The following is a 13820-nucleotide window of genomic DNA, read 5'->3' on the forward strand; positions in this document are numbered from 1 at the left end:
TTCAGGGGGGCTTGTAAGCATGTTACAAAGTCACTACTTTGGTTAAGCTATTGCGCTTTCACGTATAAGTTTGTGTATTGGTAATAAGCCTGCGCCTTGCGAACGAGTTCTTGATTCATCTGCTTTGTAGGTTGCTCTTCAAATGTACCATCATGTAATGGACGAACGATGTATTGTCGTACATTGCGGACTGGCGATAAAACTGTTAGTCGGTTACCTTCAAGATACCCAAGGTCTTGGTAAGTTGCCATGAATGCACGAGAATGATAGGTTGGTGCGAGGATGTCTTGTCCTGTGAAACTTACAGTGCAACGTAACTTGAGGAGAGAAAGTAGGGTAGGCATGACATCAATCTGCGAGCATATAGTTTCAATCTTTCTTGGTTGGAGAATAGCTGGCGCATAGATGAGGCATGGAATATGGTAGCGGTCTATAGGAAGTGATGTTTTTCCGGCACTGGATGCACAGTGATCAGCAATAACTACGAATACGGTATTCTGGAACCATGCTTTCTTTCGGGCGTCATTAATGAATTTACCGATTGCATAGTCTGTATATTTTACTGCGGCTTCTCTTGTGTTAGGGTCACCGTCTACTTTAATTCTGCCACTGGGATAGGTGTAAGGGCGATGATTGCTCGTGGTCATAATCTGTGCGAAGAAAGGAAGCTTCGACTGATAGTTCTTCTCGAATACTTGTAAGCTCTTGTTGAAGATATCTTCATCACAGACACCCCAAATGTTTGCGAATGTTACTTGATTGTTCGGTATGTCCTTTCGGTCTATTACCTCGTAGCCATTATGACTGAAGAAGTCGCCCATGTTATCGAAATAACTATCTCCGCCATAGATGAATTGCGATTTGTATCCCAAGTGAGAAAGGATACGACCTATTGATAAGTTCCCCATTCGGTTAGCCTTTCGCTTGATTATGCTTTCTCCTGCACTCGGTGGAATGCAAAGAGATAATGCTTCTAATCCTCTAACTGTTCTGTTTCCTGTTGCGTATAGACTGTCAAAGACAATACTCCCTTGCATGAGCTTGTCAAGTTGTGGGGTAAGGTTCTCTTTATTTCCATATCGCGTAAGGAAATCAGCACTTAGGCTTTCTACTGTTATTAAGACGATGTTAGGGCGTTGTGGCGCAAGGGACTCTCCAATCGCCTTCTTTCCCTCATTATTAAGTCCACTTAGTTGACGATACAGAGACACACATTGTTGTTTGGGTAACATGGTATAGAACTTATCATACTCTAACATGTTACTTTGGAAAGCAATGACAAAGTCGCAGGCTCCGTTTTGTTCAAGTTGAGTAACGTATTGATTGTTACTTTGTAGAGCATGGGTGCCTTGTAAGATAAAATATGAGCTTATTGCTAAGACCATATATATAGAAAAGTGTATAAGAAACTTCTTCGCATTGTAAAGATGAGTAACCTTTAGCTTGTAATGTCGTGATTGAAGGAAGATAATTGCAGCTGTTAAGAGTAATGTAATGCCAATCAACGGAACAATAGAATAAGACTCCATGATGTTCCCAATAACTTCGTGAGTGTAGATGAGATAGTCTACTGCAATGAAATTATATCTTACGCCAAACTCTCCCCAGAAGATGTATTCTCCTGCTGTGACGCAAAGTAATAAGAAAACATATACAGCCCAAGTTATATAGAGGGAGATCTTACGCCATGTTTCTCTTGTTCTTGGAATGAAAAAGCGTATGGAGAAACTGAATAGTTTCCATCCGAGGAATATTCGTGCAATCTTTGGTGCGCCGCCTCCGTATTCGTGGAAGATGGTATGGAAGAATACTACGTAGGCAAAGGCGATAGTTAGTAGAAGTTCAATGATCCATCCTGTGACGCGATGATATTTAACTTCATTTAGCCCAAGGTTTATAATTTGCAATGGTAAGGCAAGCAAAATTGCCATACAAATGTCTGTTACGAAGCCAACACTTAAAAATCTGATTATCTCCCAGAATGAGAAAGAAGAATCTTCGGGGACATTCGACATTAAGATAATTCTTAGGATGAATCCAATGAGTAGATACAGTTTTAAAAATCGTGTTCCAATGAAATTAATAGGATTCTTGGTAATTACATTTGTTCTTTTGTCCATCGTATGCTTATTTTTCGGCAAAGTTAATAATTATAGATGAGGTTCAGACATATTTTAAGCAGTAATTGCGCTCGCGTGTTTGAGAATGTTAGATCCTTGGAATGATAAATGTGATTCTATTTGTCGATGGTGTTTCTTTGTTTTTAGATAAGGTTCAACTTTATTTTTTAAGAGACTATCTACTTTCGAAGTATTTGCTTACTTTTGCATTCAAAATTAAAGCTTAATGAGGGAGTATTTACTATTCTTTTATTGTTAGGTGCCTATTGTGCAGGATTGTTAGTCCCGTGCCTTTTGTTTATAGTGCTGTAGTTGGTGGTTTACTTCTATAATTCTGTTCCCTCTTGCCTTAAAACATGAGCCTCTCAAGGGACAACCATCACAGCGTTCTGTCTGATAACGTATGCTGTATTTGTATGCCTAAAGGTACAAAAACTTTAGGAAATAGCAAAGCCCAGGCTTGAGAAAGTCGGGGCTTTGTGCATAAAAAAGAGGATGTGTACATTTTGACACACCCTCTTACAGACAATATAGTTAAATAATATGCTTTATAGTCCTTGGCTTTGCAATTCTTTCTCGGGTATTGGTAACCACTTGATTTTACGGCTTGCCCAAGTTGTTGCAGCAGAACCTTGCTCCAATCCGCGGCGGATATCTGCTGTGCGTTCACCACGGAAAGCGAGGAAGATACGACGTAACTCGGCTATTTGTGCAAGGGTAGGGGTCATTGACTGTTGACTGGCTGTGTCATATTTACCAATAACCTTATTAGCCTCTGTCATTGCATCACCTGTCATAACACCTCTTAGGATGAGTTCAGCCTTGATAAGGTGGATATCATCATCGTTTGAAATAATCATCGAACCCTTTCTTGTTAGCCCTGACGCATAAATGTTATAGCGATTAGGATTCTTCTTGTCTACACTTGCATGAGCCAGTGGTAAGGCTTTCTTTTCAGCATCTGTTGTTCTTGCAGCTTCAAGAGAAGGGCTTACTTGTACATCACGGCTGTTTGGACCGATAGCACTGTAAAGTGGGTTGTCACCACCATCATTGTTATAGATTACCTCCACAGTCTCACCATCCTTTAGTGCGCCTTCTACGAGAGTCTTAGCGTCTGCGTATTGTCCACGATGCATAGCCAGTTTGAGTTCGTAGGTTTTTATCTGTCGGATAGCTGCGTCTTGGTTAAAGCCTTTGAAGGACTTTAGTGCATCAGACTTTGCAGCTCTCTCAGCAGCTTCGTATTGCTCCTTGGCTTGGTTTAGTAGTGTCTCGTGCGGAATAACAGCCTTATTCAGGATGATAGACCCACCTTCTGCTGCCGGAGTTGTAGAGAAAGACTCTGCAAGCAACTGTAGAGCATAACCTGCATGAAGGTGACCCACGTAGTTACCGTATGCCTTTACAATCTCTGTCTGCTCAGCATTTGCTCCTGTTATCTGTCCAGCAATCTCAGTCAGTTCGATGCTTCGTGCATAATAATTGTGGATTTTATTCCAAAGATCGTTTTGCGTGCCCGAAGTAGGAGTGAGGTTATCAGTCGCAATTTGGCGATAAAGGAGTGCATTAGGAATCGTTCCTTCGGTCAATTCGTCAACGGTTGTACCCAAAGCGAGGAAGGCTGCAGCAGAGGCATCGCCTTGAAGCGTCTTTACGTAGGCTACCAACGGACCATCAGTAATACTATTGCTTTGAATATTAGCAACCATTGCTGATTTATTCAGTTGGTCTCTTGTAAGTGTGTTACTTGGTGTCTCCGCATTTTCTACCCATGAATCGCAACTCGCGAATAGTACAGAAAAGGCGAGAATGGCATATATTGATTTTTTCATTTTATCGTCTTCTTTTTATAATGTGAAACTTAATGTTGCTGTGTAAGTGCGTGGATGTGGAGTATTGGTAATGTCACGTGACAAACTTCCAATACCTCTTTGCTTACGATTACCACCATTGCCTTCTACTTGTGGGTCAGCACCAGAGTAGTTGGTAAGGACAAATACATTTTGTATTGCGAAAGAGAAACGCATTCCATTCACCACGTTGTGTGTCCATTTGCGAGAGAGTGATGATAAATCATAACCTAAGTAGAGCGTTGACAAGCGCAAGAAGTTAGCTTTCTCGATGTAGTTAGCTCTGAAGCGTGCGCTGTGTGCCAAGTCCTCAGCAATTTGGTTATATTCTGCAGTACCTACGGTAGCATTAGCAAGTGCCTGCAGCTGATCGTTACGTTTCTTCAAGTTGTCACCCAAACCAGATACATTATAGAAGCTTTGATTATAGACAGATGCACCCAAAGCATAGTTCCACTTTGTTCCGAAGGTGAAGTGGCTGAAGAGTTTTAGGTCGAATCCAAACGAACCATTGACAGATGGGAATGGCTTACCAAGATACTGGTAGTCATTACTCTCAATGGCACCTATTTTCTGGTTGTATGTACCGTCAGCATTGAAGGCAGGCTTCTCAACGGTGTGATAATAGAAAGCATAGACAGGTTGCCCCTCTTTCACAACGTTAGGATAGTTATTGATATCCTTTCCGCCAGTATCAATCACTTTGTTTGCCTGATAATTAAGGTTTGCATACACGTCAAGAGAATGGCGATTAGCCTGTTTCCAGAGGTTACCATTATAACTGAACTCAATACCATGACCCTTGATGCGTCCTACGTTACGTGGAACGCTACCTATCCAGCCATCGCTTGAAAGAAGGTCATCGTAGATGATGGCGTCAGAGGTGTATTGTGCATATAGCGTAAGTGCCAATGTATGTCTGTTACGAATAGTCCAGTCTGTTCCTAATTCAATCTCTCGCATACGCTCAGGTTTGATATCAGGGTTACCTTTGTACTGAGGTTTAACAATTGGGCCATAAGCACTGATGCCGTCCATGACATAAGATGTGCGGGCATCTGTAGGGTAGGGAAGGCGTCCACTCTCACCATAGGCAATGCGGAACTTCTGATTCTTGAGATTGTATGATGCACTCAAAGAGGGATAATAGATACTTGCCACATTGCTACCGATAAGATTAGATGCATCACGTCTGAGTCCTGCATTCACAAAGAAACGGTTATCATAGTTGAGGAAAGCCTCACCATAGAGACCCCATGTGCGTTGTTCGAAGCTTGACTCTGTTACTGTACGTTCCGTTGCTGCTGAGATATTGTCGATATCACTTCTAAAGCGAGATGCAGAAATACTATTCAATGTTTCGTACTGGCGTGCAATCTGTGAAAGAAGGGTTGCTGTAAGGTCCCATTTGTCAGCAAGATGGAACTTACGAGTAGCTTTTATGTCCCAGTTAAAGTTAGAGTTTCTACGGTTGCTTATATTTTTTGCACCCTCAGCATTATTTCCTAACTTATAACCGAAAGGTAGACGATAGATTCCTTCTGTATGGTTTATGTCTGCGCCAATGATAGTCTCAATCTTTATATCTGCTGGAAGCATATAGCTAAGACGAAGGTTACCGATGAAACGGTCGTTGCCATAGGTCCAACTCTGTGCTCGCCACGTACTCTCGTCGACATATGGCCATGGCGTCTGGTTAATCATTAAGTTCCATATCGCATCATATCTACCCATTGCAGTCTGTGGAAGACTGATGTTACCATGTATATAGGAAGCAGTAGCACCGAGTGAGAAACGCCCAGAACGAAGGTCATAAGCCATCTTCGCACTATGTCGTTTGTCCTTATTGCCAGGTACGATACCTGCAATGTCATTCATATTGTAAGAGAAGAAGAGGTTCTGATTCCCTTTGAAGGCTTTTGAAACAGAGGTGTAGATAGTTTTCTGCCAGCCCGTTTGGAAGAAATTATTGATAGGGTCATTATTTACGAACTGATCATATTTTCTTGCCAATGTAGCTGCGCCTAACGACATCTTCACTTGTATGTCAGCCTTTCTGTTTTCTGGATTGTTATTTTTACCTCTTTTGGTTGTGATAACAATAACGCCATTGGCAGCCTCTGCTCCATAGCTGGCTGCGGCAGAAGGACCTTTTATGACATCGATAGTTGCAATGTCATCAATGGTCAAGTCATTGAGTGCACTGAGTGCGTCTTGTGAACTGTTGATATCAGAGATGTGTGAGCTATTGTATTTCACACCGTCAACATAGATGATTGGGTCACGCTCCATACTCATTGTAGCACCGCTACGCATGTTAAAACGGATTGGCATACCAACTTTACCATTGCTTTGGTACATCTGTACACCACCAATCTTACCATCAAGCATGTCGCTGAGAGAATTTGTATGTGCATTCTTACTCAGATTTTCAATGTCGACATGGTCAACCTTACTTCCAAGTGCTTTCTGACTACGTGCACTGGAGATACTGGCTGTAACCTGTACCTCCTGAAGGTCGATACCAGGAATAAGACTGATAGTAGGCTGTCCTTTTAGTGCTTGTGCCTTTATGTCCTGTTCCTTGAAACCAATATAGCTGATGTGAAGTGTCTGGTCATCATTTGTGTTCAGTGAGAAGTAACCGTCTTCGTTGGTTACTGCTTCTACACCTTTATTCCCTTTGACCACAGCACCAATAATAGGCTCTCCTGTATCTTGGTTAATAACTCGCGCCTTGTAAGTTGTTTGCGCACTTAAATTGATAGCAGAGGCTACCGATAGCATGGCAATACCTCTCTTAATGTTTTGTATCATGAAATGTTTCTGTTGTTATCCTCCTAAGGAGTAATATTAAGTAATGACTACATTATATAAGGTGTAGCCGAATTTGGTGGCGCAAAGATACCTCTTAAATAATGATACTGCAATACCTAAAAATTGTGATTTTTATTGACAAGTCGTATCGTTGCACTCATAAATATGTTGATTCAGAATGAAGTAAGATGGGAATCTTCTGATATAAGGGGCCTTCTTCTAATTATCAAGACTTCAGTCGGTTGTCTTCTTTCTAAGCATAGCTGTTTAGTACATGTTGTGTCGTTCGTAAGCACCATTGGTGCTGATGCTCCGCACCATATGTGCGCAGCCTGCTAAACACTCTTCAGTGGGATACTAAAAAGTGGTAACATTGGTATTAAGTAGAGGTTGTGTTGGTCTAATTCAATAAAGAAGATTCTCGATGAGATAAGAACTTCTTTTTGTGCAGTGTGAAGTGTCTGATTTATAAGCTGTTTGTTGTTTATGGAAAGATTTACGTTCTATGTTGGGTTGCTGTTATTGTTATCGTTCTATGGCTGTTGAAAAATCAGATATATTTTACAGTCGGTATTACATAATTTAGCTCCTTCGAATGTATTTTTCATTCAAAAATTATAGAAAATGGCCTTTGGCAGTAGCGATTTTTAGCCCCAAAATCATGCGAATGGGTGTTTTCAAACTGTTAAATAATAAGTAAAAAGTTATTTATTGTTAACGAATGGCGTTTGGCAGATTATTCTTTTTCTTATTATTAGGTCGTTTAACGGATTATTCGTACCTTTGCAACCCGAAACAACAGAGTGGATTATATCGTTTTTAGAGTGTCTCACTTGTGTTTGTATGGTTTGAAAATAAACAAAATAAATATATAACAATAAAAAGTAAAATTATGCCTACTATTTCACAATTAGTAAGAAAAGGCAGAAAGGACATCGTAGACAAGAGCAAGTCTCCGGCTTTGGACAACTGTCCACAGCGTCGTGGCGTATGTGTTCGTGTTTACACAACAACTCCTAAGAAGCCTAATTCGGCAATGCGTAAGGTTGCCCGTGTTCGTTTGACCAACCAGAAGGAAGTGAACTCTTATATCCCAGGAGAGGGTCACAACTTGCAGGAGCACAGTATTGTTCTCGTTCGTGGTGGTCGTGTTAAGGACCTTCCTGGTGTACGTTATCACATCGTTCGTGGTACTCTTGATACCGCTGGTGTTGCCAACCGTACACAGCGTCGTTCTAAGTACGGTGCTAAGCGTCCAAAGGCAGCTAAGAAGTAATATTCAAGTTGCCTAAAGGCAGCTAAGAAACTTCAAACCATAAAGCCGAGGTGCAACGGCCGGTGATGGTCGATGCCCCGAGGCTCTTTAAAAAGAAGCAACTAAAAACAAACAGTTTTGCTGGAGATTTGTAATCACAAAGGTTGAGTAAATGCCCAAGAGAGGGCGTTGAAGAACGAAAGACGACAGCCTCCGCAGACTTAAAGTTTAAAATAAAAATGAGAAAAGCAAAACCAAAGAAGCGTGTAGTCCTTCCAGATCCAAAGTTTAATGATCAGAAGGTGTCAAAGTTCGTAAATCACTTGATGTATGATGGTAAGAAGAATACCTCATACGAAATCTTCTATGCAGCCCTCGATATCGTAGGCGGTAAGATGAAGGATGAAGAGAAGTCTCCACTTGAGGTGTGGAAGCAGGCTCTCGACAACATCACTCCACAGGTAGAGGTAAAGAGCCGCCGTATTGGTGGTGCTACTTTCCAGGTACCAACAGAGATTCGCCCAGATCGTAAGGAGAGTGTTTCAATGAAGAATATGATTGCCTTTGCACGTAAGCGTGGTGGTAAGAGCATGGCTGATAAGCTTGCTTCTGAGATCATGGATGCTTTCAATAACCAGGGTGGTGCTTACAAGCGTAAGGAAGATATGCACCGTATGGCTGAGGCTAACCGTGCGTTTGCTCACTTCAGATTCTAATCAAGTTATTATAATAAGGTAAAAGAAATGGCAAATCACGATTTACATTTGACTCGTAATATCGGTATTATGGCACACATCGATGCCGGTAAGACGACAACATCTGAACGTATTCTTTTTTATACAGGTAAGACTCACAAGATTGGTGAGGTTCATGATGGTGCTGCAACCATGGACTGGATGGCACAGGAGCAGGAGCGTGGTATCACAATTACATCTGCTGCTACAACATGTAACTGGAACTATCTCGGCAAGTCTTATAAGATTAACTTGATTGATACTCCGGGACACGTTGACTTTACTGCTGAGGTAGAGCGTTCACTCCGTGTTCTCGATGGTGCAGTTGCTACTTATTCTGCAGCCGATGGTGTACAGCCACAGTCTGAGACTGTTTGGCGTCAGGCTGATAAGTACAATGTTCCACGTATTGGTTATGTAAACAAGATGGACCGCTCTGGTGCTGACTTCTATGAGACAGTACAGCAGATGAAGGATATCCTTGGTGCTAATCCTATCGCTATTCAGATTCCTATCGGCGCAGAGGAGAACTTCAAGGGTGTTGTAGACCTTATCAAGATGAAGGCTATCTTGTGGCATGATGAGACTATGGGTGCTCAGTATGATGTTGAGGATATCCCTGCTGATCTTGCTGATGAGGCTGCTGAGTGGCGTGAGAAGTTGCTCGAGGGTGCAGCTAACTACGATGATGAGTTGATGGAGATGTACCTTGAGGGACAGGATATTCCAGAGGATAAGCTGATTGCTGCAATCCGTAAGGGTTGTATCGCTATGGAGTGCTGCCCAATGCTTCTTGGTTCTTCTTATAAGAATAAGGGTGTACAGCCTCTTCTCGATTACGTTTGTGCTTTCTTGCCTTCTCCATTGGATACACCAGCTATCGTTGGTATTAATCCAGATACAGAGGAGGAAGAGGATCGTAAGCCAAGTGAGAGCGAGCCTACATCTGCTTTGGCATTTAAGATTGCTACTGACCCATTCATGGGCCGTTTGGTATTCTTCCGTGTCTACTCAGGTAAGGTTGTTGCTGGTTCTTACGTATTCAATACACGTTCTGGCAAGAAGGAGCGTATCAGCCGTCTATTCCAGATGAACTCTAATAAGGAAATTCCTATGGAGTCAATCGATGCAGGTGATATCGGTGCTGGTGTAGGTTTCAAGGATATTCGTACTGGTGATACTCTCTGTGATGAGAATGCACCAATTATCCTCGAGTCTATTACCTTCCCTGACACTGTGATCTCTATCGCTGTTGAGCCAAAGAGCCAGGCTGACGTTGCTAAGCTTGATAACGGTCTTTCTAAGCTTGCTGAGGAGGATCCAACATTCACCGTTCGTACTGATGAGCAGAGTGGTCAGACCATTATCTCTGGTATGGGTGAGCTTCACCTCGACATTATTATCGACCGTTTGAAGCGTGAGTTCAAGGTAGAGTGTAACCAGGGTAAGCCACAGGTTAACTACAAGGAGGCTATTACTAAGGCAGCTCAGAGCCGTGAGACTTATAAGAAGCAGTCTGGTGGTCGTGGTAAGTTCGCTTGTATTGACGTAACTATCGAGCCTAAGGACGAGGATTACGAGGAGGGCGACTTGCAGTTTGTAAACGTTGTTAAGGGTGGTAACGTGCCTAAGGAGTTCATCCCTGCAGTAGAGAAGGGCTTCAAGGATTGTCTTGGCAACGGTGTACTCGGTGGCTTCCCAATGACTGGTCTTAAGGTTACTTTGACTGATGGTTCTTTCCACCCAGTTGACTCTGACCAGTTGTCATTTGAGCTCGTAGCTCACCAGGCATTCAAGGTTCTCTGTCCTAAGGCAGGTCCTGTTCTTATGGAGCCTATCATGAAGGTAGAGGTTGTTACTCCAGAGGAGAACATGGGTGATGTTATCGGTGACTTGAACAAGCGTCGTGGTCTTGTACAGGGTATGGATGAGGCTCGTAGCGGTGCTCGTATCGTTAAGGCTATGGTACCATTGTCAGAGATGTTCGGTTATGTAACAGCTCTTCGTACTATTACTTCTGGTCGTGCTACTTCTTCTATGGAGTATGATCACCACTCACCAGTATCAAGCACTCTCGCTAAGGAGATTCTTGATGAGTTGAAGGGTAATTCAGACCTCGTTAAGTAAATAATGTAAGGTTCTGCTCTCTCATAGCGAATGACTCTTATGAGAGAGCAACCTTTCTGTATATTCAATAATAAATAAAAAGTTAAACATGAGTCAGAAGATTCGTATTAAGTTGAAGTCTTACGACCACCAGTTGGTTGACAAGTCAGCAGAAAAGATTGTGAAGGCTGTTAAGGCTACTGGCGCTATCGTTAGCGGTCCTATTCCATTGCCAACACACAAGCGTATTTACACTGTAAACCGCTCTACATTCGTTAACAAGAAGTCACGCGAGCAGTTCCAGCTCTCAGATTTCAAGCGTCTCATCGATATTTACAGCTCTACAGCAAAGACTGTTGACGCTTTGATGAAGCTTGAGTTGCCTTCAGGTGTAGAGGTTGAAATCAAGGTGTAGTCATCTGTTGACAAATAAGAAACAAATTAATACAAAAAGCATTTACATTCATTTTAAAATCATTAATTGAAATGCCAGGATTATTAGGAAAGAAAATCGGAATGACATCCGTTTTCAGTGCCGACGGTAAGAATGTACCGTGCACTGTTATCGAAGCTGGTCCTTGTGTTGTAACCCAGGTTAAAACCGTAGAGAAGGATGGTTACAAGGCTGTTCAGTTAGGTTTCGGCGAGGCTAAGGAGAAGAGAACTTCTAAGCCACAGCAGGGACACTTTAAGAAAGCCGGCACAACACCAAAGAAGCACTTGGCCGAGTTCAAGTTTGACGAGGAGTATAACCTCGGTGACACTGTTACTGTTGAATTGTTCAGCAATGCTAAGTTCGTAGACGTTGTAGGTACATCTAAGGGTAAAGGTTTCCAGGGTGTTGTTAAGCGTCACGGATTCGGTGGTGTAGGTCAGTCTACTCACGGTCAGGATGACCGCGCACGTAAGCCGGGTTCTATTGGTGCTTGTTCTTACCCAGCTAAGGTCTTCAAGGGCATGCGCATGGGCGGCCAGATGGGAGGCGACAGAGTAACTACTCAGAACCTTCAGGTGTTAAAGGTTATTCCAGAGCACAATCTTATCCTTGTTAAGGGTAGTGTTGCTGGATGTAATGGTTCAACCGTAATAATTAAGAAGTAATGGATATTAACGTATTAGATATCAAAGGTCAGGAGACCGGCCGTAAGGTAACTCTTAACGAGAATATCTTCGGAATTGAGCCTAACGATCACGTCCTCTATCTTGCAGTTAAGCAGTATCTCGCTGATCAGCGTCAGGGTACAGCTAAGTCAAAGGAAAGAAGTGAGCACGCTGGTTCTACTCGTAAGTTGGGTCGTCAGAAGGGCGGCGGCGGTGCTCGTCGTGGTGATATCAATTCTCCAGTCCTCGTAGGTGGTGGTCGTGTATTCGGTCCTAAGCCACGTGATTACAGCTTCAAGCTGAATAAGAAGGTAAAGGTTCTTGCTCGTAAGTCAGCATTGGCTTATAAGGCACAGGATAATGCTATCGTTGTTGTTGAAGATTTCAATCTTGATGCTCCAAAGACTAAAGATTTTGTAAATATTGCAAAAAATCTTAAAGTTGATAGCAAGAAAGTTCTTCTTGTTTTGCCAGAAGTAGAGAAAAACGTATATTTGTCGGCTCGTAATCTACAGAAAGCTGAGGTTATGACAGCTGCTCAGGTAAATTCATACAAAGTTTTGAATGCTGACGTAGTTGTTATCACAGAGAACTCTCTGAAGGTTATCGACGAAATCTTAACCAAGTAATTATTAGGAGACAAGAAGAATTATGGGATTTATCATTAAACCAGTGGTCACTGAGAAGATGACCAAGTTGACTGACAAGTCTTCTGAGGATAAGGTTGTAAAGCACAAGGGTGAGAAGAGAACTATTTTGGCTCAGCCAAAGTATGGTTTCATCGTTAAGCCAGAGGCCAACAAGCTTGAGATTAAGAAAGAAGTTGAGGCTTTGTACAACGTTACAGTAGTAGATGTGAATACGATTCGTTACGCAGGTAAGCGTCAGGCACGTTATACTAAGGCGGGTCTCGTTAAGGGACAGAAGAACGCATTCAAGAAGGCTATCGTCACTTTGAAGAATGGCGATTCAATCGATTTTTACAGCAATATTTAAATAAAAAATGGCAGTACGTAAATTAAACCCGGTTACTCCGGGACAAAGACACAAGGTTATTGGCACGTTCGAGGATATTACTGCATCCGTGCCAGAGAAGTCTCTCGTTTACGGTAAACGTTCTACCGGTGGTCGAAACAACACCGGTAAGATGACTGTTCGCTACATGGGCGGTGGTCACAAGAAGAAGTATCGTCTTATCGACTTCAAGCGAGAGAAAGATGGTGTTCCAGCTGTAGTGAAGACAATCGAGTATGATCCTAACAGATCAGCTCGCATTGCGCTGTTATACTATGCTGATGGTGAAAAACGTTACATTATTGCTCCTAACGGACTGCAGGTTGGTGCAACACTGATGTCTGGTGCTGAGGCAGCACCTGAGGTTGGTAACGCACTTCCTTTGGCTAACATTCCTGTTGGTACTGTAATTCATAACATTGAGTTACGTCCAGGTCAGGGTGCATTGCTCGTTCGTTCGGCTGGTAACTTTGCTCAGCTTACTTCTCGTGAAGGCAGTTATTGTGTTATTAAGCTCCCTTCTGGTGAAACACGCCAGATTTTGTCAGCTTGTAAGGCAACTGTAGGTAGTGTAGGTAACTCTGACCACGCTCTTGAGCAGTCTGGTAAGGCTGGTCGTTCTCGCTGGTTGGGACGTCGTCCTCACAACCGTGGTGTTGTTATGAACCCTGTTGATCACCCAATGGGTGGTGGTGAAGGTCGCCAGTCTGGTGGTCACCCACGTTCACGTAAGGGCTTGTACGCTAAGGGTCTTAAGACTCGTGCACCTAAGAAGCTTTCAAACAAGTACATTATTGAGAGAGCTAACAAGAAGTAATCA

Annotated in this window: 11 protein-coding genes and 1 pseudogene; 8 read left to right on the plus strand and 4 right to left on the minus strand. The window is 42.6% G+C overall.

Annotated features, from left to right (window positions below; genetic code table 11):
• Positions 1-47: 47 nt before the first annotated feature.
• The 4 genes and pseudogenes from HMPREF0659_RS01570 to HMPREF0659_RS01580 all read right to left on the minus strand — a co-directional run bounded on the left by HMPREF0659_RS01570 (position 48) and on the right by HMPREF0659_RS01580 (position 6790).
• A complete protein-coding gene (locus HMPREF0659_RS01570; RefSeq protein ID WP_013264879.1) occupies positions 48-2120 on the minus strand; it encodes an LTA synthase family protein in 2073 nt (690 codons plus the stop codon).
• 282 nt (positions 2121-2402) lie between these two features.
• Positions 2403-2528 (minus strand): annotated as a pseudogene (locus HMPREF0659_RS12305) (transposase); the annotation flags it as partial.
• Between the two features lie 140 nt (positions 2529-2668).
• Positions 2669-3955: a hypothetical protein gene (locus HMPREF0659_RS01575; protein WP_013264145.1), complete on the minus strand. Its 1287-nt coding sequence runs from the start codon at positions 3953-3955 to the stop codon at positions 2669-2671.
• 15 nt (positions 3956-3970) lie between these two features.
• Complete coding sequence (locus HMPREF0659_RS01580) at positions 3971-6790, minus strand: TonB-dependent receptor domain-containing protein (protein WP_013264656.1); 2820 nt, start codon at positions 6788-6790, stop codon at positions 3971-3973.
• Between the two features lie 892 nt (positions 6791-7682).
• Here HMPREF0659_RS01580 and rpsL point away from each other — a divergent pair.
• From rpsL to rplB, 8 genes are all read left to right on the plus strand, one after another.
• Positions 7683-8066 (plus strand): 30S ribosomal protein S12, encoded by a 384-nt coding sequence (rpsL, locus tag HMPREF0659_RS01585; protein WP_004335835.1) that lies wholly within the window; start codon positions 7683-7685, stop codon positions 8064-8066.
• A 218-nt stretch (positions 8067-8284) separates the two neighbouring features.
• Positions 8285-8761: a 30S ribosomal protein S7 gene (rpsG, locus tag HMPREF0659_RS01590; RefSeq protein ID WP_004361605.1), complete on the plus strand. Its 477-nt coding sequence runs from the start codon at positions 8285-8287 to the stop codon at positions 8759-8761.
• 27 nt (positions 8762-8788) lie between these two features.
• On the plus strand, positions 8789-10906 hold the full coding sequence (fusA, locus tag HMPREF0659_RS01595) for an elongation factor G (RefSeq protein WP_013263948.1): 2118 nt from the start codon (positions 8789-8791) through the stop codon (positions 10904-10906).
• Positions 10907-10994: 88 nt separating this feature from the next.
• A complete protein-coding gene (gene rpsJ, locus HMPREF0659_RS01600; RefSeq protein WP_004352787.1) occupies positions 10995-11300 on the plus strand; it encodes a 30S ribosomal protein S10 in 306 nt (101 codons plus the stop codon).
• Positions 11301-11371: 71 nt separating this feature from the next.
• On the plus strand, positions 11372-11986 hold the full coding sequence (gene rplC / locus HMPREF0659_RS01605) for a 50S ribosomal protein L3 (RefSeq protein WP_004361607.1): 615 nt from the start codon (positions 11372-11374) through the stop codon (positions 11984-11986).
• On the plus strand, positions 11986-12615 hold the full coding sequence (rplD, locus tag HMPREF0659_RS01610; protein ID WP_013264195.1) for a 50S ribosomal protein L4: 630 nt from the start codon (positions 11986-11988) through the stop codon (positions 12613-12615). The genes rplC and rplD overlap by 1 nt, the downstream gene beginning before the upstream one ends.
• A 22-nt stretch (positions 12616-12637) precedes the next feature.
• Positions 12638-12982, plus strand: coding sequence for a 50S ribosomal protein L23 (rplW, locus tag HMPREF0659_RS01615; RefSeq protein ID WP_004361609.1), 345 nt, complete (start codon positions 12638-12640; stop codon positions 12980-12982).
• Positions 12983-12989: 7 nt separating this feature from the next.
• Positions 12990-13817 carry a 50S ribosomal protein L2 gene (gene rplB, locus HMPREF0659_RS01620; protein ID WP_004361610.1) on the plus strand — a complete coding sequence of 276 codons (828 nt, stop codon included), beginning with the start codon at positions 12990-12992 and terminating at the stop codon, positions 13815-13817.
• Positions 13818-13820 lie beyond the last annotated feature (3 nt).

Origin of the sequence: Prevotella melaninogenica ATCC 25845 (genome assembly GCF_000144405.1) — a bacterium.
Taxonomy (GTDB): domain Bacteria; phylum Bacteroidota; class Bacteroidia; order Bacteroidales; family Bacteroidaceae; genus Prevotella; species Prevotella melaninogenica.

What these genes read in the sequence shown, in the direction of transcription:
- rpsG (WP_004361605.1), top strand. Translation starts at nt 8,285, where the DNA reads ATGAGAAAAGCAAAACCAAAGAAGCGTGTAGTCCTTCCAGATCCAAAG.
- rpsL (WP_004335835.1), top strand. Translation starts at nt 7,683, where the DNA reads ATGCCTACTATTTCACAATTAGTAAGAAAAGGCAGAAAGGACATCGTA.
- rplD (WP_013264195.1), top strand. Translation starts at nt 11,986, where the DNA reads ATGGATATTAACGTATTAGATATCAAAGGTCAGGAGACCGGCCGTAAG.
- HMPREF0659_RS01570 (WP_013264879.1), bottom strand. Translation starts at nt 2,120, where the DNA reads ATGGACAAAAGAACAAATGTAATTACCAAGAATCCTATTAATTTCATT.
- HMPREF0659_RS01580 (WP_013264656.1), bottom strand. Translation starts at nt 6,790, where the DNA reads ATGATACAAAACATTAAGAGAGGTATTGCCATGCTATCGGTAGCCTCT.
- rplB (WP_004361610.1), top strand. Translation starts at nt 12,990, where the DNA reads ATGGCAGTACGTAAATTAAACCCGGTTACTCCGGGACAAAGACACAAG.
- rpsJ (WP_004352787.1), top strand. Translation starts at nt 10,995, where the DNA reads ATGAGTCAGAAGATTCGTATTAAGTTGAAGTCTTACGACCACCAGTTG.
- rplW (WP_004361609.1), top strand. Translation starts at nt 12,638, where the DNA reads ATGGGATTTATCATTAAACCAGTGGTCACTGAGAAGATGACCAAGTTG.
- fusA (WP_013263948.1), top strand. Translation starts at nt 8,789, where the DNA reads ATGGCAAATCACGATTTACATTTGACTCGTAATATCGGTATTATGGCA.
- rplC (WP_004361607.1), top strand. Translation starts at nt 11,372, where the DNA reads ATGCCAGGATTATTAGGAAAGAAAATCGGAATGACATCCGTTTTCAGT.
- HMPREF0659_RS01575 (WP_013264145.1), bottom strand. Translation starts at nt 3,955, where the DNA reads ATGAAAAAATCAATATATGCCATTCTCGCCTTTTCTGTACTATTCGCG.